The organism is Helicobacter pylori (assembly GCF_003638305.1).
Taxonomy (GTDB): domain Bacteria; phylum Campylobacterota; class Campylobacteria; order Campylobacterales; family Helicobacteraceae; genus Helicobacter; species Helicobacter pylori_DJ.
This window is the reverse complement of record NZ_MVYP01000002.1, coordinates 95,696-116,106: the sequence shown is the minus strand read 5'-3', so window position 1 is coordinate 116,106 and position 20,411 is coordinate 95,696. Positions and strand designations below refer to the sequence as shown.

Sequence of the window (20,411 nt, the reverse complement as noted above, 5' to 3'; positions counted from 1 at the left end):
AAACTATCCCTAAAATAAGGTAAAACTACAGGTTATAAATGGAGGTTAAAACGCACAATAAAACTCCAAAGAGCCGACTTTTTTAATCGTAATTTGCTTATGGTTTAACAAAGTTTCTAAATGCTTAAAAGCGTTAGGATCCAGTATTAAGGGGGCTTCTTCTGCGCTTAAAGGGCGTCTGGAAATTAAAGCGAGCAATTCGTCCGCATCGCAAGAAATCAATTTTTTAGCTTGAGTAATGGATCGTTTAGGCAAACTCACGCAAAGCCCTTCAAAAAATAAAGAGCATTTTAATAATTCATCTTCGCTTAATTTTGGGGCTTTAAAGCTTGAGGGTCTGTCTATGGTGCTTAAATCCACTCTGGCTATATTGATTTTTTTTAAAAAGGCAGCGATGAGTTTTAAGTTGTTCGCGCTATCATTCACGCCTTTAATTAAAAGCACTTCAGCCACCAGTTGCCCTTGATAGATTTGAGAAAAGCGCAAAATCCCCTCTAAAATCTTGTTAATGTCTTTAGAATAAGGCTTATCCACTCTTTCAAAGGCTTTCAAATCAATAGCGTCTAAAGAAAATTTAACGATGTCAAATTCCTTTAAGGCTTGTTGGACTTTTGGCTCATAAAAGAGCGAGCCGTTGCTTAAAATCAAAGTTTTAACGCCCTTTAAAAAAGGCTTGATGCTTTGGATAAGCTCTAATAAATGAGGGTATAGCGTGGGTTCGCCATTAGCGGTAATGGTTAAAACATCAATGGGGGTGGTGAGGTTGTTTAGGGCGTTTTGAATAGCGTTAATCAAGGTTTCCACTTTGATCACTTCTTCCATGCGTTCAATGGGCTTGGCTTTACCCAACTCGCAATAAATGCAATTGTAATTGCATTGTTTTTTAGAGGGCGATAGATCCACGCCCAAAGACTTCCCAAAACGCCTGGATAAAACAGGCCCAAAAACGACAGGCGGATTTTCTTTAGCCATTATCTTCCTCTAAAAACACGCGCTCTTTGCATTTGATGCATTCATGCACCTTTTTTTTGCGATAGATTCTTTCACTCATTAAATAATGGCATTTTTCACAGCGTTTGTTGATGGGCTTATGGTTGGATAAAAAATTGCATTTAGGGTAATTGTTACAGCCATAAAACGAGCCTTTCTTACTCCTTTTTAAGGCAATATCCCCTCCGCATTCTGGGCATTTCACGCCTTCTATTGTTTCTTTGGCGTTAGGGGTGTTTTTTAACGATTTGGTGTTTTTGCATTCAGGGTAATTGTTGCAAGCTAAAAACGCACCGTTTCTGCTGAATTTTTGCACCATTTCCCCTCCGCATTTTTCGCACAATTCTTGCTTGGCTTCATCATTGGCGTTTTCAGTCTGTTTGACATATTTGCATTTAGGGTAATTATTGCAAGCGATAAACTCCCCATAACGGCTATTCTTTTTGACTAATTCCCCCCCGCATTTAGGGCATGATTGGCCGGTTTTTTCATGCACTTTTTGAGAGATGATATTCTTTTTCCCGGCTTCAATTTTATCCATAAAGGGGTAGTAAAAGTCCTTTAAGACTTGCTGGTAGTCGGCTTTATTTTGAGCGATATTGTCCAGTTCTTCTTCTAAAGAAGCGCTGAATTTGGAATCCACGATTTCTTCAAAATGCTTTTCTAAAATTTCTATCACTTTAAAAGCGCTCTCTAAAGCGCTGATTTGCTTTTTTTCTACCTTGATGTAGTCTCTGTTTTGTAAAAGAGAAATCGTTGGGGCGTAGGTGCTGGGCCTGCCTATGCCTAAACTTTCTAAAACTTTAATCAAACTCGCTTCTGAATAGCGCGCTGGAGGCTCTGTAACATGAGTGTTGCTCTCTAGTTTTTCTAATTTAATGGGATCATTTTCTTTCAAATTAGGGAGCAATTTGTCCTTATCGTCATTGCCTAAGATTTTATAATAGCCATCAAAAAGGAGTTTTCTCCCACTCGCTTTAAACTCGCCTTTTTCGCAAGCCACAACCACGCTTTGGCTTTCAAAAAGAGCGTCTTGCATTTGAGAAGCTAAAAAGCGTTTGTAAATTAAAGTATAGAGCTTTAATTCTTCAGGCTTAAGGTAGTCTTTTAAAGCGTTTGGCTCTAAAATAATAGAAGTGGGCCTGATCGCTTCATGGGCTTCTTGGGCGTTTTTATTCTTGCTGGAATAGACTTTGGCTTTAGGGGGTAGGTAGTCTTTGCCATAGTCTTTTAAAATCTTATTCCTCGCTTCTTCTAAAGCCTCTTTAGCGATATTCAAGCTATCGGTCCTCATGTAAGTGATCACCCCCATAACCCCTTGCGGGGTGGCTACGCCTTCATATAATTTTTGAGCGATACTCATGGTTTTTGTGGGCGAAAAGCCTAAAAGACTGGAAGCGCTTTGCTGTAAAGTGGAAGTCATGAAGGGGGGCGGTGTGGGGGATTTTTTAGACTTTTTAACGATACTAGAGATAGTGTAGCTTTCTTTTTCTAATTCGTTTTTAATTTCTTGGGCTTTTTTTTCATCAATAAGTTCTTGGGCTTTGAGTTTGTTGCCCTTATAGCTGATGAGTTGCGCTTCTAAATCCGGCTCAAAGTAAGCGTCTAGCGTGAAGTAGGTTAAAGGCTTAAAGGCTTTGATTTCCCTTTCTCTATCAATCACAAGCTTTAAAGCCGCGCTTTGCACCCGCCCAGCGCTCAAACCTTTAGTGATTTTAGATGAAATCAACGAGCTGAGCTTAAAACCCACGATCCGATCCAAAAAGCGTCTGGCTTGTTGGGCATTGACCTTAGACATGTCAATTTGTCGTGGGGTTTTTAGAGCGTTTAAAATCGCATTTTGCGTGATCTCATGAAAAACAATCCTGGGATAACTCTCCAATTTCCCTCCAATCAAACATGCCACATGATAGCCTATCGCTTCCCCCTCTCTGTCTTCATCGGTAGCGATATAAGTAATAGACGCCTTTTTAGAAAGCTCTATGATCTGTTTGACAAGCTCTTTGTGGTCTTTATCCACGACATAATTAGGAGTGAAGCCGGTTTCATCAATCTTAATGCCTAAAGCGAATTTGGATAAATCCCTAACATGCCCTTTAGAGGCAATAACTTCGTAATTTTTATCCAAAAAATTTTTAATGGTTTTGGCTTTTGCGGGGGATTCTACGATAATAAGGTGCTTCATTGAACGCCTTTAATAAAATGTTTATACCTATTAATGAATGATTGTAGCATAGAATTTTGACTAAACGATTCATCAAACCATAAAATTCTATAACGGCGCTAAAAATCAAAGAGTTGGAACACCCTTTGCTTGACTAACAGCAAATATCTATGCAAAGGATGCAAACATGAGTTTTAGGATAAATACCAATATCGCCGCTTTAACTTCTCATGCGGTAGGGGTTCAAAACAACAGAGACCTTTCAAGCTCGCTTGAAAAGTTAAGCTCAGGGCTTAGGATCAATAAAGCCGCTGACGATTCTAGTGGGATGGCGATCGCTGATAGCTTAAGGAGTCAAAGCGCGAATTTAGGCCAGGCGATTCGCAACGCTAATGACGCTATTGGTATGGTTCAAACCGCTGATAAAGCGATGGATGAGCAAATCAAAATCTTAGACACCATTAAAACCAAAGCCGTTCAAGCCGCTCAAGACGGGCAAACTTTAGAAAGCCGAAGAGCACTCCAGAGCGATATTCAAAGGTTGTTAGAAGAACTAGACAATATCGCTAACACCACAAGCTTTAACGGCCAACAAATGCTTTCAGGAAGTTTTTCTAACAAAGAATTTCAAATTGGCGCGTATTCTAACACCACGGTTAAGGCGTCTATTGGCTCAACGAGCTCAGATAAGATCGGGCATGTGCGCATGGAAACCTCTTCTTTTAGCGGTGAAGGCATGCTCGCTAGCGCGGCGGCGCAAAACTTGACTGAAGTGGGTTTGAATTTCAAACAAGTCAATGGCGTGAATGATTATAAGATTGAAACCGTGCGCATTTCCACAAGTGCAGGCACAGGGATTGGAGCGTTAAGCGAAATCATCAATCGTTTTTCTAACACCTTAGGCGTTAGGGCGTCTTATAATGTCATGGCCACCGGCGGCACTCCCGTGCAATCAGGAACCGTGAGAGAGCTTACCATTAATGGCGTAGAAATTGGAACCGTGAATGATGTGCATAAAAACGACGCTGATGGCAGATTGACTAATGCGATCAACTCCGTCAAAGACAGGACCGGCGTGGAAGCGAGCATGGATATTCAAGGGCGCATTAATTTGCACTCCATTGACGGGCGCGCGATTTCAGTGCATGCAGCGAGCGCGAGCGGTCAGGTTTTTGGGGGAGGGAATTTTGCGGGGATTTCTGGGACACAGCATGCGGTTATTGGGCGCTTAACCTTGACGAGAACTGACGCTAGAGACATCATCGTGAGCGGTGTGAATTTTAGCCATGTGGGCTTTCATTCCGCTCAAGGGGTGGCAGAATACACCGTGAATTTGAGAGCGGTTAGGGGTATTTTTGATGCGAATGTGGCTTCAGCAGCCGGGGCGAACGCTAATGGCGCACAAGCGGAGACCAATTCTCAAGGTATAGGAGCCGGAGTAACAAGCCTTAAAGGGGCGATGATTGTGATGGATATGGCAGATTCAGCGCGCACGCAATTAGACAAGATCCGCTCTGATATGGGTTCGGTGCAAATGGAATTGGTTACCACCATTAACAATATTTCTGTAACCCAAGTGAATGTCAAAGCGGCTGAATCTCAAATCAGAGACGTGGATTTTGCTGAAGAGAGCGCGAACTTTTCTAAATACAATATTTTGGCGCAAAGTGGGAGTTTCGCTATGGCGCAAGCGAATGCGGTGCAACAAAATGTCTTAAGGCTTTTACAATAACAGCCCTTGATTTAAGGGGGCGTTAGCCCTTTTTATAAGTTATTTTTATAAGTTAAAATGATGGATATTTATCAAAAAAACTTACAAGCTCTTTTCAAAAAAGACCCTCTTTTGTTCGCAAAGCTCAAAGCCATTAAAGAAAACAAAAAATACGAAGTGTTTTTAGGGAATGATAGCGCGAATTTCAACCTCTTAGATAAAGAAACAAACACGCCCTTATTTGAAAAAAGCCCGCTAGATTCAAGCTTAGAGCTATACAAAAATAGCGAAATTTACATGCTTTATCCTTATTTGTATTATTTTGGCTTGGGTAATGGGGTGTTTTATCGCTTGCTTTTAGGCAATGGCAATTTAAAACGCTTGGTGGTCATTGAGCCTGAAATAGAAATTATTTTCATCGTGCTGAATCTTTTGGATTTTTCCACGGAGATTTTAGAAAATCGTTTGATTGTATTGCATGCAAGTTTTTGCAATTACAACATGATCGCTTCATTGTTTGATATGGATAAAAAGTCTCGTTTATACGCAAGAATGTATGATTTAAAACTTTTTAACGCTTATTATGAACGATATTCCAACCAAATGATAGAAATCAACCAGCATTTCACGCGCGCTTTAGAGCATGGCGCTATTAGCGTAGGCAATGACGCTAAAGACGCGCTCATAGGCATCAAACAGCATGCCGCTAATTTGCCTGAAGTCATCAAAAGCCCTAGTTTAGTGGATTTTGTGAACGCTTTAAAAAACAGAGACACCGCCATTATTGTTTCAACCGGGCCCAGTTTGAACAAACAACTCCCCCTTTTAAAAGAAATCGCTCCTTATGCGACGCTTTTTTGCATAGACGCTTCTTTCCCTATTTTAGCCAGAGCCGGTATCAAGCCTGATATTGTGTTGTCTTTAGAAAGGGTGGATTTAACGGCGAAATTCTATGAAGAAACCCCCTTAGATTTTCAAGAAGGCGTTATCTTTGCTTTGACTTCCATTGTGCATAAACGATTGATTCAAGCGGTTAAAAAGGGGGTTAAGCAATTCAGTTTCCGCCCCTTTGGTTATACCAACCTTTTTGATTTGCACCAGTATGGCTATGTGGGCATAGGCATGAGCGCAGCGAACATGGCGTATGAATTAGTGGTGCATTCTCGTTTCAAAAGATGCGTGTTTATTGGGCAAGATTTGAGCTTTTCACAAAGCGGTAACAGCCATGCTAGTGGGGCGATTTATGGCGATAAAGAGATCAAGCCTAAAAAAGATAAAGATAAGATTTTTATAGAAAAATACGGGGGTAATGGGGAAGTAGAAACCACTTTAGTGTGGAAACTTTTCTTAGAATTTTTTGAAAAAGATATTTTCAACACGCCCTATAAATTAGAAGTCATTAACGCTACTGAAGGGGGGGCTAGGATTAAAGGGACTAAAGAAATGCCCTTTAAAGAAGTGTGCGAAAGAATAGATAAATCCAAGCCAAAGCCTCCTATCAATCTTATTTATCCCACCCAATCAGAACAGGCTAAAAATTTAAAGATCGCTAGGCAAAAATGCGAAGAGATCATCAAATACGCCAATGAGAAAAAAACGCAAGTTGAAGAAGCGTTTTTAAAGGTGGCAGAGTTTTTAGAAAAAGTGGAAAAGCTTCATGAAGAAAGCAAATTAGAAGAGTTGGATTTTACAGAATTAGAAAATTTGAGCGCTGAAATTGATAACGTTAAAGAGCTTTTTGATGACAAGCGATTCAATTCGTATTTCATGGATGCGATACAATCTTACATCTTCCACCAGGAATTGCATATCGCTGAAATCGTGTGTAAAAAAACGAGTAATGAAGACGAATTAAGGGCTAAGCAATTAGAATACATTTACGCGCACAAATACTGGCTTTTTAGTTTAGCGGGTGGGATGGATTGCGTGATAGAAGCGATCAAAATGGCTTTGAAAGAATGGTAAAAACCCCTTTTTTTAAGCGTATGTGTCTTTAAGCGTATGTGTCTAGGCTGGAATAAATTTTAGGGGTATTTTCGCCATCAGCAAGGCTTTTTTCAACTTGGGATTTATCTTTAATCTCGCCGTCGTTATTGATAGCGTTTAAAGCTTGTAACCGGTCAAAATCAGGGGCGTTTGGCGCATTATTTTGGCTGAAACCATCTTGAATACTGCTTTGTTGTAAATCCTGCTCTGCTTGATTCCTATCCTTTATGGTTGCGTCATTATTGATATTGTTCAAGGTTTGGAGCTGTGTGAAATTAGGGGTGTAATGGGTGTTGATGGTCATGTTTTATCCTTTTTAGCTTTTTACACGCTCAATCGTGGATCATCATTATAGCAATAATCCATTAAATCGCCCAATCGTAAAACCTTGCATGAGTTTTCAATCAAATCAAAAACTTCCATGAGTTTAGAAAGCTCTCTGTGGTAGGCAAAAATCCCACACCCCTTAATGAAAACAAAATATTTTTTGCTCTCTTGTAATTGGCGTAAAATTTCTGTATCCGCTCTTTCTTGCCAGCTGTCATAATCTTTGGGGTTAAAAATGGCAATTTCTTCGCCCAAAGAACGATACCCTAAATAATCCCTAGGGAGCAATCGGTTGTGGCGCAAGGAATACGCCAAACTATAAGGAGGGCGCGCGTAAGCGATGAATTTAGCATCCAAAAACTCCCGATACACGCCCGCATGAATGGGCGAATCCAGGCTCGCTTCTTTCCAGCGGTAATCTATCTTGTCATGCAAGACCAGTAAGGTGTTTTCATTCAATTGATCAAAAACAGCGTTTCTTTTATTGATCACAAATTGGTTAGTGCCAATGCGCGCCGAAATGGAGCCTTGATAAAGCCCAAAAAAACCCTTTCTAAACATGGATAATGAAATGCTTTGGAGCGAATGAATCAGATTGCTGTCAATGCTTCTTGTGTGTGTGTTCATGTTTATCATGATAACAAGTTTTTTTAATAAAAGGTATTAGTTGCCTAACAGATCTAAATTAAATCAACTCTATAAAAAATCCTAATTTAATGATAGTAAATAAATTTAGTTATACAGACTAAAGTTTAAAGAAAAATCGGGTAATTTTTATCACTTTTTTAAAACAAGTGATAGATTATTAACTTTTTGCGCTATAATGCGAGGGTTCTTTCATCAAGAATGGTGATTGACGAGATTTTTCAAATAATGATGTTAAGAAGAATTAAAGTAGGTTCTAATTTGAATAAAAAAGAGAGTTTGTTAGATGCGTTTGTTAAAACCTATCTGCAGATTTTAGAACCCATTAGCTCTAAACGCTTGAAAGAGTTGGCAAACTTGAAAATATCTTGCGCGACGATCAGGAATTATTTTCAAATCCTTTCTAAAGAGGGCATGCTTTATCAAGCCCATTCTAGCGGCGCTAGATTGCCCACTTTTAAGGCGTTTGAAAACTATTGGCACAAGTCGTTGCGCTTTGAAGTTTTAAAGGTGAATGAAAAACGCTTAAAAAGCGCGAGTGAAAATTTTGGGCTTTTTACGCTGTTAAAAAAACCCAGTTTGGAGCGTTTGGAAAGAGTCATTGAATGCGAAAAACGCTTTTTGATTTTGGATTTTTTAGCGTTTTCTTGTGCGGTGGGTTACAGCGTTAAAATGGAGAAATTTTTATTAGAGCTTGTGGGTAGAAGCGTTAAGGAAGTGCGCTCCATCGCTGCTTCTGTCAATGCGTTGAGTTTGGCCAAGCAATTAGAGCGTTTGGAGTATTCCAACACACAAATTGCGCGCTTTAATCTAATGGGGTTAAAAACGCTTTTAAACAGCCCTTTATTTTTTGACATTTTAGAGGGTAAGGTTTTGGAGCGTTTGAGTAAGGGGTTGCATTTTATAGAGCCTGATTGCATGCTAGTAACACGCCCTATAGAATTTCAAAACAAGCGGATGCAACTGCTTTGCGTGGGGAAACTAGAATGCGACTATGAAGGGTTTTTTCAAACGATTTCTGAGGAGGAATAATGAAAGATGAACACAACCAAGAACACGATTTAAGCCAAAAAGAGCCGGAGTCTTATCAAAACGCTTGCGCTTGCAAAGAACAACAAGATGAAGAAAAACAAGAAGCGAGCGAAAAAGAAGGCGAGATCAAGGAAGATTTTGAGCTTAAATATAAAGAAATGCACGAAAAATACTTGAGAGTGCATGCGGATTTTGAAAACGTGAAAAAGCGCTTAGAAAGAGACAAGAGCATGGCGTTAGAATATGCGTATGAAAAAATCGCATTGGATCTATTGCCGGTGATTGATGCGCTTCTTGGGGCTTACAAGAGTGCTGTAGAAGCGGATAAAGAGAGCGCTTTAACCAAAGGCTTGGAGCTTACGATGGAAAAGCTGCATGAAGTTTTGGCAAGGCATGGCATTGAGGGGATTGAATGCTTAGAAGAATTTGATCCCAACTTCCACAATGCGATCATGCAAGTCAAAAGCGAAGAAAAAGAAAACGGGAAAATCGTGCAGGTTTTGCAACAGGGTTACAAGTATAAGGGTAGGGTTTTGAGGCCGGCAATGGTGAGCATTGCTAAAAACGATTAAAACATTTATTTTAATAAGAAAGGATAACGCATGGGAAAAGTTATTGGAATTGATTTAGGGACAACCAACTCCGCAATGGCGGTTTATGAAGGTAATGAAGCAAAGATTATTGCGAACAAAGAGGGTAAAAACACCACTCCTTCTATTGTGGCTTTTACAGATAAGGGCGAGATTTTAGTGGGCGAGAGCGCCAAAAGACAAGCGGTAACCAACCCAGAAAAGACCATTTATTCTATTAAAAGAATCATGGGCTTGATGTTTAATGAAGATAAGGCTAAAGAAGCTGAAAAACGCTTGCCTTATAAGATTGTGGATAGGAATGGGGCTTGCGCGATTGAAATTTCGGGTAAAGTTTATACCCCTCAAGAAATTTCAGCCAAAATTTTAATGAAGCTCAAAGAAGACGCTGAGAGCTATTTAGGCGAGAGCGTTACGGAAGCGGTGATCACCGTTCCTGCTTATTTTAACGACAGCCAACGAAAAGCGACTAAAGAAGCCGGCACGATTGCAGGGCTTAACGTTTTAAGGATTATTAATGAGCCTACTAGCGCGGCGTTAGCTTATGGCTTGGATAAAAAAGAGAGCGAAAAAATCATGGTTTATGATTTGGGTGGGGGGACTTTTGACGTTACCGTGTTAGAAACAGGCGATAATGTCGTGGAAGTTTTAGCCACAGGGGGCGATGCGTTCTTAGGAGGCGATGATTTTGACAATCGTGTGATTGATTTTTTAGCGGCTGAGTTTAAAAGCGAAACGGGCATTGAGATTAAAAACGACGTGATGGCGTTGCAACGCCTGAAAGAAGCGGCTGAAAACGCTAAAAAAGAATTGAGCTCTGCGATGGAGACTGAAATCAATTTACCCTTTATCACCGCAGACGCTACCGGGCCTAAACACTTGGTTAAAAAACTCACTAGGGCTAAATTTGAAAGCTTGACAGAAGATCTCATGGAAGAAACGATTTCTAAAATTGAAAGCGTGATCAAAGACGCGGGGCTAACCAAAAATGAGATTTCAGAAGTGGTGATGGTGGGTGGCTCTACTCGTATCCCTAAAGTCCAAGAAAGGGTGAAAGCGTTTATCAACAAAGAGTTGAATAAAAGCGTCAATCCTGATGAGGTCGTGGCGGTGGGAGCGAGCATTCAAGGGGGCGTGTTAAAAGGCGATGTGAAAGATGTGCTTTTATTAGACGTTACGCCTTTAAGTCTTGGGATTGAAACTTTAGGAGGCGTGATGACTAAAGTGATTGATAGAGGCACGACTATTCCTGCGAAAAAATCTCAAGTGTTCTCAACCGCTGAAGACAACCAGCCTGCTGTGTCTATTATGGTTTTACAAGGTGAGAGGGAATTGGCAAGGGATAATAAATCTTTGGGTAAATTTGATTTGCAAGGCATCGCTCCCGCTCCAAGAGGCGTGCCGCAAATTGAAGTAACCTTTGATATTGACGCTAATGGGATTTTAACCGTGTCAGCGCAAGATAAAAATACCGGCAAAAGCCAAGAGATTAAAATTTCTGGTTCTAGCGGGTTGTCTGATAGCGAGATTGAAAAAATGGTGAAAGACGCTGAATTACACAAAGAAGAAGACGCTAGGAAAAAAGAAGTGATTGAAGCGAGAAACCATGCCGATAGTTTGGCACACCAGACCCAAAAGAGCCTTGATGAGCATAAAACGAACTTGAATGAAAACGACGCTAACGAGATCCAAAACGCCATTAACGCTCTTAAAGATTGCATCAAAAACGATAACGCTACTAAAGCGGAGCTTGAAGACAAAACGAAATTATTAGCGCAAGCGGCTCAAAAATTAGGCGAAGCCATGGCGAATAAAAACAACGCTGAGCAACCCAAGAAAAAAGACGATGATGTGATTGATGCGGAAGTGGAGTAAAAACGCTTTTAAAACTTCTTTCAAGCGAGCGGTTTTAATCAAAACCCGCTTGCTTTTTTATTTGCATCAATGGGATACCGATTGCAAAGTCTAAAAAACACTCAAAGCGTTTTTTTTAATCCAAATATCAAAGCTTGATTGTAATCAAGCGATAGCTTTTCAAGGTTTATTTTAAAAAGCGTTGGTGGGATTTTAGGAAAATCCCTTATGAGAGAGTTCTTTTTTGGTATGGGGTTGTTTCATCAAGTTATTTCTTAATGGCTCGCGCTAGATGGCTCTAATTCAAAATGCGCAGTAGGGATTTGATTAAATTCATTAATAAGGTGTAAAAAATAGTCTGTAATGCTTTCAAGATCGGATTCTAAATCGTCATAGAGCTTTTGATAGCATGCGTTTTCAATAATGATCTTATCATACGCTAGGCATTTTTGACACTCTTTTTCCCCATCTTTCTCTCTGGATCGACCTATGCAAAGATCAAACTTTTTTACATTCTCGTGCTCGCGATAGTGCTCGCACCAATAGTAAGCAAACCAAATATAAAAACCTTTTTTTGGGGTTGGTTTTTTACCATTGACAAACTCTTCCCCTAAAATATCCTGACGGCAAAAGGCGATGGATGGCTCATGGGATAAATTCCCAGAGCCAAGACTGATTTTGCACGCATAACCCCATGGCGCTAAAAACTCGTTCAGCCCGTTTTGGCATGAAGCCCGCTCTGGTGCCGTTGGGGTTTTGCCTGTTTGCTTTTTCTCTTGTGCTTTAGCGTCTATTAGCTCTACAAACTCTCTTAACAAGTCTTGAAACGCTTTTCTTTGCTCTTCATTCCATTCTATCGTTTTCATTGAAAGCTCCTTGATCGATCTTAATAAGCTCAAATTTTATCCTTAATTTTACTCCATTTAATGAGTTTAGGCATAATCGCTAAAATTGAGTTATTGTTATTTTTATTATTAGGAGGAATAATGATCCTTACCGCAATGCAAGACGCCATAGGCCGCACCCCCGTTTTTAAATTCACCAGAAAGGATTACCCCATTCCATTAAAGTCCGCTATTTACGCCAAACTAGAGCATCTAAACCCAGGAGGGAGCGTTAAAGACCGCTTAGGCCAATACCTCATAAAGGAAGCGTTTAGAACGCACAAAATCACTTCCACAACGACCATTATTGAGCCTACTGCAGGCAATACCGGCATCGCTCTAGCCTTAGTGGCAATCAAACACCATCTCAAAACCATCTTTGTTGTCCCGGAAAAATTCAGCACAGAAAAACAGCAAATCATGAGAGCTTTGGGGGCTTTAGTGATCAACACGCCTACTAGCGAGGGGATTTCTGGCGCCATTAAAAAAAGTAAAGAGCTAGCCGAAAGTATCCCTGATAGCTATTTGCCCTTGCAATTTGAAAACCCTGACAACCCTAACGCTTACTACCACACCCTAGCCCCTGAGATTGTCCAAGAATTAGGCACAAACCTTACGAGCTTTGTAGCCGGGATAGGGAGTGGAGGCACTTTTGCAGGCACAGCCAGGTATTTGAAAGAGCGCATCCCTAATATCCGCTTGATTGGGGTGGAGCCGGAGGGTTCTATTTTGAATGGGGGAGAGCCTGGGCCTCATGAGATTGAGGGCATTGGCGTGGAGTTTATCCCCCCTTTTTTCGCAAACTTGGATATTGATGGCTTTGAAACGATCTCAGATGAAGAGGGTTTTAACTATACCAGGAAATTGGCCAAGAAAAACGGCTTATTAGTGGGGAGCTCTAGCGGGGCAGCTTTTGCGGCAGCCTTGAAAGAAGTGCAACGCCTCCCCGAAGGCAGCCAGGTTTTAACCATTTTCCCGGATGTTGCCGATCGTTATCTTTCTAAAGGTATTTATTCATAAAGATTCAATAAAAAGGAAAAACCATGCGCATGCAAACCAAATTAATCCATGGGGGCATTAGCGAGGACGCAGTAACAGGGGCAGTGAGCGTGCCTATTTATCAAACTTCCACCTACCGCCAAGACGCCATAGGCCGCCATAAGGGCTATGAATACTCTCGCTCAGGCAACCCCACGCGCTTTGCTTTAGAAGAACTCATCGCTGATTTAGAAGGGGGGGTTAAGGGGTTTGCTTTTGCCTCTGGTTTAGCCGGGATCCACGCCGTTTTTTCCCTCTTGCAATCAGGCGATCATGTGTTATTGGGCGATGATGTCTATGGGGGGACTTTCCGCTTGTTTAATAAAGTGCTTGTCAAAAACGGGCTTTCTTGCACCATCATAGACACTAGCGATATATCCCAAATTAAAAAGGCTATCAAGCCCAACACCAAAGCCCTTTATTTAGAAACCCCTAGTAACCCCTTGCTTAAAATCACGGATTTAGCGCAATGCGCTAGTGTCGCTAAAGATCATGGTTTGCTTACTATCGTGGATAACACCTTTGCCACCCCCTATTGCCAAAACCCGCTTCTTTTGGGGGCGGACATTGTGGTGCATAGCGGCACAAAATACTTAGGCGGGCATAGCGATGTGGTTGCCGGTCTTGTAACCACTAATAATGAAGCACTAGCCCAAGAGATCGCTTTTTTCCAAAACGCTATCGGCGGGGTTTTGGGCCCTCAAGACAGCTGGCTGTTGCAAAGAGGGATTAAAACGCTGGGATTACGCATGGAAGCCCATCAAAAAAACGCTCTTTGCGTGGCTGAGTTTTTAGAAAAACACCCTAAAGTAGAGAGGGTTTATTACCCAGGCCTTCCCACTCACCCTAATTACGAACTAGCCAAAGCCCAAATGCGTGGCTTTAGTGGGATGCTCTCTTTCACCCTCAAAAATGACAGCGAGGCGGCTCTTTTTGTAGAAAGCCTTAAATTATTCATTTTAGGCGAGAGTTTGGGCGGGGTGGAAAGTTTGGTTGGGATTCCGGCGTTTATGACCCATGCGTGTATCCCTAAAGAACAACGAGAAGCTGCAGGGATTAGAGATGGCTTGGTGCGTTTGTCTGTGGGGATTGAGCATGAACAGGATTTGTTAGAAGATTTAGAGCAAGCGTTCGCTAAAATAAGCTAAAGTTTCATTACAATTTATGAATAAAGGAGTTAAAAACATGAAAATGAATGTAGAGAGTTTCAATTTGGATCACACCAAAGTCAAAGCCCCTTATGTGCGTATCGCTGATCGCAAAAAGGGCGTTAATGGGGATGTGATTGTCAAATACGATGTGCGCTTCAAGCAACCCAACCAAGATCACATGGACATGCCAAGCTTACATTCTTTAGAGCATTTAGTCGCTGAAATTATCCGTAACCATGCCAGTTATGTCGTGGATTGGTCGCCTATGGGTTGCCAAACGGGATTTTATCTCACGGTGTTAAACCATGACAATTACACAGAGATTTTAGAGGTTTTAGAAAAGACGATGCAAGACGTGTTAAAGGCTAAAGAAGTGCCTGCCAGCAATGAAAAGCAATGCGGTTGGGCGGCTAACCACACTTTAGAGGGCGCACAGAATTTAGCACGCGCTTTTTTAGACAAACGCGCTGAATGGTCTGAAGTGGGGGTTTGATGAATGGGGGGAATGATTTTACTCCCCTACCCCCTTACCCATTTTGCCCATAAGCGTTAAATGCCAATCAAAAACCATCGTATCGGTGTTAATATTATGTAAAAATTAATGTTATGAATCTCTTGTATTAGAAGGATTTCAATGAAAAAATGGATTTTGGTCATCTTTTTAACGCTAACACTTTCAGTATCTGCAAAAGAAGTCAAAATAGTGTTTTTAGAAACTTCAGACATTCATGGGCGGCTTTTTTCGTATGATTATGCGGTGGGGGAGCAAAAACCCAATAACGGCTTGACAAGGATTGCGACTTTAATCAAAAAGCAAAGGGCTGAGAATAAAAATGTGGTTTTGATTGACAGCGGGGATTTGTTACAAGGCAATAGCGCGGAGTTGTTTAATGATGAGCCAATTCATCCGCTAGTTAGAGCCGAAAACGATTTGAAATTTGATGTTCGTGTGCTTGGGAATCACGAGTTTAATTTCAGTAAAGATTTTTTAGAAAAGAATATTAAGGGGTTTAATGGCGGTGTCGTGAATGCGAATATTATCAAAATTGTAGACAATAAGCCGTTTGTGAAGCCTTATATGATTAAAAAAATTGATGGCGTGAGGGTGGCGGTTGTGGGGTTTTTGGTGCCGCATGTCCCAACTTGGGAGGCTTCTACGCCTGAGCATTTTGCAGGATTGAAGTTTTTGGACGCTGAAGAGGCGTTAAAAAAGACCTTGAAGGAGTTAAAAGGGAAGTATGATATTTTGATTGGCGCTTTTCACTTGGGGCGAGAAGATGAAAAAGGTGGCGATGGGATACCGGATCTGGCGAAAAAATTCCCGCAATTTGACATCATTTTTGCTGGGCATGAGCATGCGGTTTATAACACCAAAGTAGGGAAAGTGCATACCATTGAGCCTGGAGCGTATGGGGCTTATCTGGCAAAAGGCGTGGTGGTGTTTGACACTAAAACGAAGAAAAAAACCATAACGACTGAAAATTTACCCACTAAAGATATTCCAGAAGATGAAGAATTAGCGAAAAAATATGAATATGTGGATAAAAAATCAAAAGAATACGCTAATGAAGTGGTTGGCGAAGTGACAAAAACCTTTATTGACAGGCCTGATTTTATTACAGGAGAAGAAAAAATCACCACGATGCCAACCGCCGCCTTGCAAGAAACACCGGTGATAGAATTGATTAATAGAGTGCAAAAATATTACGCAAAAGCCGATGTTTCAGCGGCAGCCTTGTTCAATTTTGGGGCGAATTTGAAAAAAGGGCCTTTCAAAAGAAAAGATGTCGCCTATATTTACAAGTTCGCTAATACGCTCATTGGGGTGCATATCACGGGTGAAAACCTGTTGAAATACATGGAATGGTCATATCAATTTTACAACCAGTTGCAACCGGGGGATTTGACGATCAGTTTTAATGAAAACGTTCGTGGCTATAACTTTGATATGTTTTCTGGCGTGAAATACCAAGTTGATGTTACCAAACCCGCCGGGCAAAGAATCATTAATCCCACAATTAATAACAAACCCATTGACCCTAAAGCGGTGTATAAATTAGCGATCAACAATTACCGATTCGGGACATTATCCACGACTTTAAAGCTGGTTACGGACGCTGATAGGTATTATAATTCTTACGATGAACTGCAAGATAACGGGCAAATACGGGATTTGATTATTAAATACATCACTGAAAAAAAAGGCGCAAAAGTAACCCCTGAACTGGAACATAACTGGGAAATCATCCACTACGATTTTAAAAATCCGTTGTTGGAAAGATTGGCAGAAAAATTAAAAGAGGGGAGCATCAAAATCCCCACTTCAAAAGACGGGAGGACTTTGAATGTCAAATCCATTAAGGAAAGTGAAGTTAAATAAGATTTTTTATTTTTATTATTTATTCTTTAAGCCTAACTTAAAAAAGGGTGTTCTATAATCCTAGATTGTTGGTTTTTCACTTTGTTAGCGGTTTTCAAACGACCGGATTTTAATTTTGTTTTGCGCCACTCATTTTTCGGGGGGGGGGGGGGGGGCATTTAGAAGCTGAACTCTCAAATTAGGGTTTGACTTAAAAATGATTGATAGGAGATAAATGATGTTTGCTTCAGTATTTGCTTCGCTAGGGACTCGTATCATGTTTGTCGTGCTAGCTGCGCTTATTTCTTTAGGGGGGCTTTTTATTGGTTTTGTAAAAGTTATGCAAAAAGATGTGTCAGCGCAACTCATGGAGCATTTAGAAACCGGGCAATACAAAAAGCGTGAAAAAACGCTCGCTTACATGACAAAAATTCTTGAACAAGGCATTCATGGGTATTACAAAAATTTTGACAATGCTACTGCAAGAAAAATGGCGTTGGATTATTTCAAACGCATTAACGACGATAAGGGCATGATTTATATGGTGGTGGTGGATAAAAATGGGGTGGTATTGTTTGATCCAGTCAATCCTAAAACCGTAGGCCAATCAGGGCTTGACGCTCAGAGCGTTGATGGGGTGTATTATGTTAGGGGGTATTTGGAAGCGGCTAAAAAAGGGGGAGGCTATACTTATTACAAAATGCCTAAATACGATGGAGGCGTGCCGGAGAAAAAATTCGCCTACTCGCATTATGATGAGGTGTCTCAAATGGTGATCGTAGCGACTTCTTACTACACTGACATTAACACCGAAAATCAAGCGATCACAGAAGGCGTGGGTAAGGTTTTCAGTGAAAACACCACAAAATTATTCCTTTGGATACTGACAGCAACGATAGCGTTAGTGGTTTTGACGCTCATATACGCTAAATTGAGGATCGTGAAACGCATTGATGAACTGGTCCTTAAAACCAACGCTTTTAGCCATGGGGATAAGGATTTGAGGGCCAAAATTGATGTGGGTGATCGCAACGATGAAATTTCGCAAGTGGGTCGTGGAATCAATTTGTTTGTGGAAAACGCCCGCTTGATTATGGAAGAGATTAAAGGGATTTCCATTTCCAATAAAACTTCAATGGATGAATTGGTCCAAATCGTGCAAGAAACCCAAAAGAGCATGAAAGATTCCTCAACCACCCTAAATTCCGTAAAAAATAAAGCCACGGATGTAGCGAGCATGATGAATGCTTCTATAGAACAATCTCAAGGGTTAAGGAAGCGCTTGATTGAAACGCAAGGGCTTGTCAAAGAGAGTAAGGATGCGATCGGGGATTTATTTTCTCAAATCATAGAGAGCGCGCACACTGAAGAGGAACTCTCTAGTAAAGTGGAGCAATTAAGCCGTAACGCTGATGATGTCAAATCCATTTTGGATATTATCAATGATATTGCCGATCAAACGAATTTATTAGCCCTAAATGCTGCTATTGAAGCCGCAAGGGCTGGTGAACATGGCAGAGGCTTTGCGGTGGTGGCGGATGAAGTCAGGAATTTAGCCGGGCGCACTCAAAAGTCTTTAGCCGAAATCAATTCCACTATCATGGTGATTGTCCAAGAAATCAACGCCGTGAGCTCGCAAATGAATCTCAATTCGCAAAAAATGGAGCGCTTGAGCGATATGAGTAAAAGCGTGCAAGAAACTTACGAAAAAATGAGTTCTAATTTAAGCTCAGTCGTGTCAGACAGTAATCAAAGCATGGACGATTACGCCAAATCCGGATGCCAAATTGAAGCTATGGTAAGCGATTTTGTAGAAGTGGAAAAAGTGGCTTCTAAAACTTTAGCGGATTCTTCAGATATTTTAAATATCGCCACGCATGTGAGTGGAACGACCATGAATTTAGACAAACAAGTGAATTTATTTAAAACTTAATTAGGGGGAGTTTATCAAAAAAGGGTTGGATTGTTAAAAGTTTCTGTGATCACGGCGTGTTTTAATAGCGAAAAAACCATTGAAGACACCATTCTTTCCGTGCTTCATCAAACTTATAAAAACATTGAATACATTATTATAGACGGGGCTAGCGCGGATAGCACTTTAGAAATCATTCAAAAATACAGAGACAAAATCGCTTGCGTGGTGAGTGAAAAGGATAAAGGCATTTATGACGCTATGAATAAGGGCATAAGGCGTTCTAGTGGGGATATTATCGCTTTATTGAATAGCGATGATTTTTATGCTGATGAGTTTGTGATAGAAAAAGTGGTGCATGAGTTTGAAAACAAAAATTGCGATAGCGTGTATGCGGATCTGGTTTTTGTCAAACCCAATCGTTTAGAAAAAGTGGTCCGTTATTATGAAAGCGGGGAGTTTAACCCTAAAACCTTGCTTTATGGCGTGGTGCCAGCCCACCCCACGCTCTTTGTCAAAAAAGCCATTCATGAACGCTATGGGCTATACAAAACCGATTATAAGATTTCAGCGGATTTTGAGATGATCATCCGCTTGTTTGTGGTGCAAAAAATAAGCTTTTCTTATTTGAAAGAAGTGCTAGTCGTCATGCGCACCGGGGGGGTTAGCGCAAATGGGTTTAAAAGCCTTTTATTAAGGAATAAAGAAAACATAAGAGCATGCCAAGAAAACGGCATTCAAGCGAATGTTTTTTCCATGCTTTTGAAATACCCTAGGAAAATCATGGGCTTGTTTAAAAGGGGGAAAGGGGGGCTAAAACGAAACGATTAAAGAAAGATTAGCGTTAAATCGTGGTTTGAATCTTTCTTGATGGTTGTTGTAGGTGTAAAAAACATTCCTCACTAAAGGCATTTCAATCCCTAACTGCAAGGACAAATAGCCGATAAAATCCACGATAAAACCAAAACGCAAAGGAGCTTGAAAAAAGGTTTTTTTGGTTCTTGGGATAATCGTCGTGATAGCACCGGTTTTAATCGTATCCACTAATAGCACCCCTTGCTCTAAAGCGATTCCTAAATAACTCCTAAAACGATAAATATTTTTATCTACAAAAATCCAAGAAAAATCTAACGCGCCCCCGTAATTTTGCACCATTAGGATTTGAGGCTGAGAGAGCGAAACAAAATGGAAATAGTTATAGACGCTAAAGATTCTAAAACCGACTTTAGGGTGGTTTCTTAAAAAATGCTCCAAGCCCGTAGCGGTGTTAAACCCTATGCTATTGGCTACAAAAGTCAAGCTTTGATTGGAAGTTGAAAAAGTGGCTTGCGAATAGTTGTATCCAAAAATGAAAAAGAATTTAAGGCTTTTTTCTAAAGCCCTTTTTAGGATTTGCTGGTTTTTGTCTAGGATTTGCTGTTTTTCATTGTTTTTATCAATAGTTAGGGGTTTAGGTTTGTCGTCTTCATTCTTGTTTTTAAAATTTTCCAAGAATTGAGACCAAGTGATCTCTTTAGCTTCTAAAAAGAGTGGGTTCAACGATAAAAAGAGATAAACACTGAATAGAGTTTTCAAATACAGCCTTAAACTTTTTACGGCTATTGTGCCTAATTATCTTAAATTAACTTTAAATTACTTGCATGTTTTGACTAAATATAACCCCTACTTACACGCAACGCTATATTTTAAAATACGATCTATTGAGATTTTGTCCTCATCAAGTAGGATACTAAAGCCAACTTTAATGATTTTTTATTACGAGAATTTA

The 20,411-nt window shown here is 40.5% G+C and carries 17 protein-coding genes; 11 read left to right on the top strand and 6 right to left on the bottom strand.

Annotated elements, in window-relative coordinates; translation table 11 throughout:
• Window positions 1-45: 45 nt before the first annotated feature.
• Window positions 46-972, bottom strand: a complete 927-nt coding sequence (locus tag EAL04_RS01500; protein WP_120972798.1) for a radical SAM protein — start codon at window positions 970-972, stop codon at window positions 46-48.
• The gene (gene topA, locus EAL04_RS01495; protein ID WP_120972796.1) at window positions 965-3,175 is read right to left on the bottom strand and encodes a type I DNA topoisomerase; all 2,211 of its coding nucleotides are present in this window, start codon (window positions 3,173-3,175) and stop codon (window positions 965-967) included. Before topA ends, EAL04_RS01500 begins: the two co-directional genes overlap by 8 nt.
• A gap of 166 nt (window positions 3,176-3,341) precedes the next feature.
• Between topA and EAL04_RS01490 the strand changes: the two genes are divergently transcribed.
• Window positions 3,342-4,886, top strand: a complete 1,545-nt coding sequence (locus EAL04_RS01490) for a flagellin B (protein ID WP_000010023.1) — start codon at window positions 3,342-3,344, stop codon at window positions 4,884-4,886.
• A 60-nt stretch (window positions 4,887-4,946) separates the two neighbouring features.
• The gene (locus EAL04_RS01485) at window positions 4,947-6,830 is read left to right on the top strand and encodes a motility associated factor glycosyltransferase family protein (RefSeq protein ID WP_162982446.1); all 1,884 of its coding nucleotides are present in this window, start codon (window positions 4,947-4,949) and stop codon (window positions 6,828-6,830) included.
• A gap of 28 nt (window positions 6,831-6,858) precedes the next feature.
• On the opposite strand, the gene EAL04_RS01480 is transcribed toward EAL04_RS01485, so the two are convergent.
• Entirely contained in the window at window positions 6,859-7,155 is a 297-nt protein-coding gene (locus tag EAL04_RS01480) for a hypothetical protein (protein ID WP_120972791.1), read from the bottom strand.
• Between the two features lie 20 nt (window positions 7,156-7,175).
• Window positions 7,176-7,814 carry a class II aldolase and adducin N-terminal domain-containing protein gene (locus tag EAL04_RS01475; protein WP_120972789.1) on the bottom strand — a complete coding sequence of 213 codons (639 nt, stop codon included), beginning with the start codon at window positions 7,812-7,814 and terminating at the stop codon, window positions 7,176-7,178.
• A gap of 210 nt (window positions 7,815-8,024) precedes the next feature.
• Here EAL04_RS01475 and EAL04_RS01470 point away from each other — a divergent pair, with 210 nt between their 5' ends.
• The 3 genes from EAL04_RS01470 to dnaK are packed head-to-tail and all read left to right on the top strand — an operon-like array spanning window position 8,025 to window position 11,320.
• Window positions 8,025-8,855: an HrcA family transcriptional regulator gene (locus tag EAL04_RS01470; RefSeq protein ID WP_120972787.1), complete on the top strand. Its 831-nt coding sequence runs from the start codon at window positions 8,025-8,027 to the stop codon at window positions 8,853-8,855.
• Window positions 8,855-9,427 carry a nucleotide exchange factor GrpE gene (gene grpE / locus EAL04_RS01465; RefSeq protein ID WP_120972785.1) on the top strand — a complete coding sequence of 191 codons (573 nt, stop codon included), beginning with the start codon at window positions 8,855-8,857 and terminating at the stop codon, window positions 9,425-9,427. Before EAL04_RS01470 ends, grpE begins: the two co-directional genes overlap by 1 nt.
• A gap of 30 nt (window positions 9,428-9,457) precedes the next feature.
• Entirely contained in the window at window positions 9,458-11,320 is a 1,863-nt protein-coding gene (gene dnaK / locus EAL04_RS01460) for a molecular chaperone DnaK (protein ID WP_120913351.1), read from the top strand.
• 254 nt (window positions 11,321-11,574) lie between these two features.
• On the opposite strand, the gene EAL04_RS01455 is transcribed toward dnaK, so the two are convergent.
• On the bottom strand, window positions 11,575-12,165 hold the full coding sequence (locus tag EAL04_RS01455; RefSeq protein WP_120972783.1) for a hypothetical protein: 591 nt from the start codon (window positions 12,163-12,165) through the stop codon (window positions 11,575-11,577).
• Window positions 12,166-12,285: 120 nt separating this feature from the next.
• Here EAL04_RS01455 and EAL04_RS01450 point away from each other — a divergent pair, with 120 nt between their 5' ends.
• The 6 genes from EAL04_RS01450 to EAL04_RS01425 all read left to right on the top strand — a co-directional run bounded on the left by EAL04_RS01450 (window position 12,286) and on the right by EAL04_RS01425 (window position 19,474).
• Window positions 12,286-13,203, top strand: coding sequence for an O-acetylserine-dependent cystathionine beta-synthase (locus tag EAL04_RS01450; protein WP_162982445.1), 918 nt, complete (start codon window positions 12,286-12,288; stop codon window positions 13,201-13,203).
• A 23-nt stretch (window positions 13,204-13,226) separates the two neighbouring features.
• Window positions 13,227-14,369 (top strand): cystathionine gamma-synthase, encoded by a 1,143-nt coding sequence (locus EAL04_RS01445; RefSeq protein ID WP_120972781.1) that lies wholly within the window; start codon window positions 13,227-13,229, stop codon window positions 14,367-14,369.
• A 37-nt stretch (window positions 14,370-14,406) separates the two neighbouring features.
• Window positions 14,407-14,865 (top strand): S-ribosylhomocysteine lyase, encoded by a 459-nt coding sequence (locus tag EAL04_RS01440; RefSeq protein WP_000783570.1) that lies wholly within the window; start codon window positions 14,407-14,409, stop codon window positions 14,863-14,865.
• A 141-nt stretch (window positions 14,866-15,006) separates the two neighbouring features.
• On the top strand, window positions 15,007-16,752 hold the full coding sequence (locus EAL04_RS01435; RefSeq protein ID WP_120972779.1) for a bifunctional metallophosphatase/5'-nucleotidase: 1,746 nt from the start codon (window positions 15,007-15,009) through the stop codon (window positions 16,750-16,752).
• 214 nt (window positions 16,753-16,966) lie between these two features.
• On the top strand, window positions 16,967-18,664 hold the full coding sequence (gene tlpB, locus EAL04_RS01430) for a methyl-accepting chemotaxis protein TlpB (protein ID WP_120972777.1): 1,698 nt from the start codon (window positions 16,967-16,969) through the stop codon (window positions 18,662-18,664).
• A 30-nt stretch (window positions 18,665-18,694) separates the two neighbouring features.
• Complete coding sequence (locus EAL04_RS01425) at window positions 18,695-19,474, top strand: glycosyltransferase family 2 protein (RefSeq protein WP_120972775.1); 780 nt, start codon at window positions 18,695-18,697, stop codon at window positions 19,472-19,474.
• Here the strand turns inward: EAL04_RS01425 and EAL04_RS01420 are convergent.
• Window positions 19,457-20,218: an outer membrane beta-barrel protein gene (locus EAL04_RS01420; protein WP_120972773.1), complete on the bottom strand. Its 762-nt coding sequence runs from the start codon at window positions 20,216-20,218 to the stop codon at window positions 19,457-19,459. The two genes, EAL04_RS01425 and EAL04_RS01420, sit on opposite strands and share 18 nt — an antisense overlap.
• Window positions 20,219-20,411: the final 193 nt, after the last annotated feature.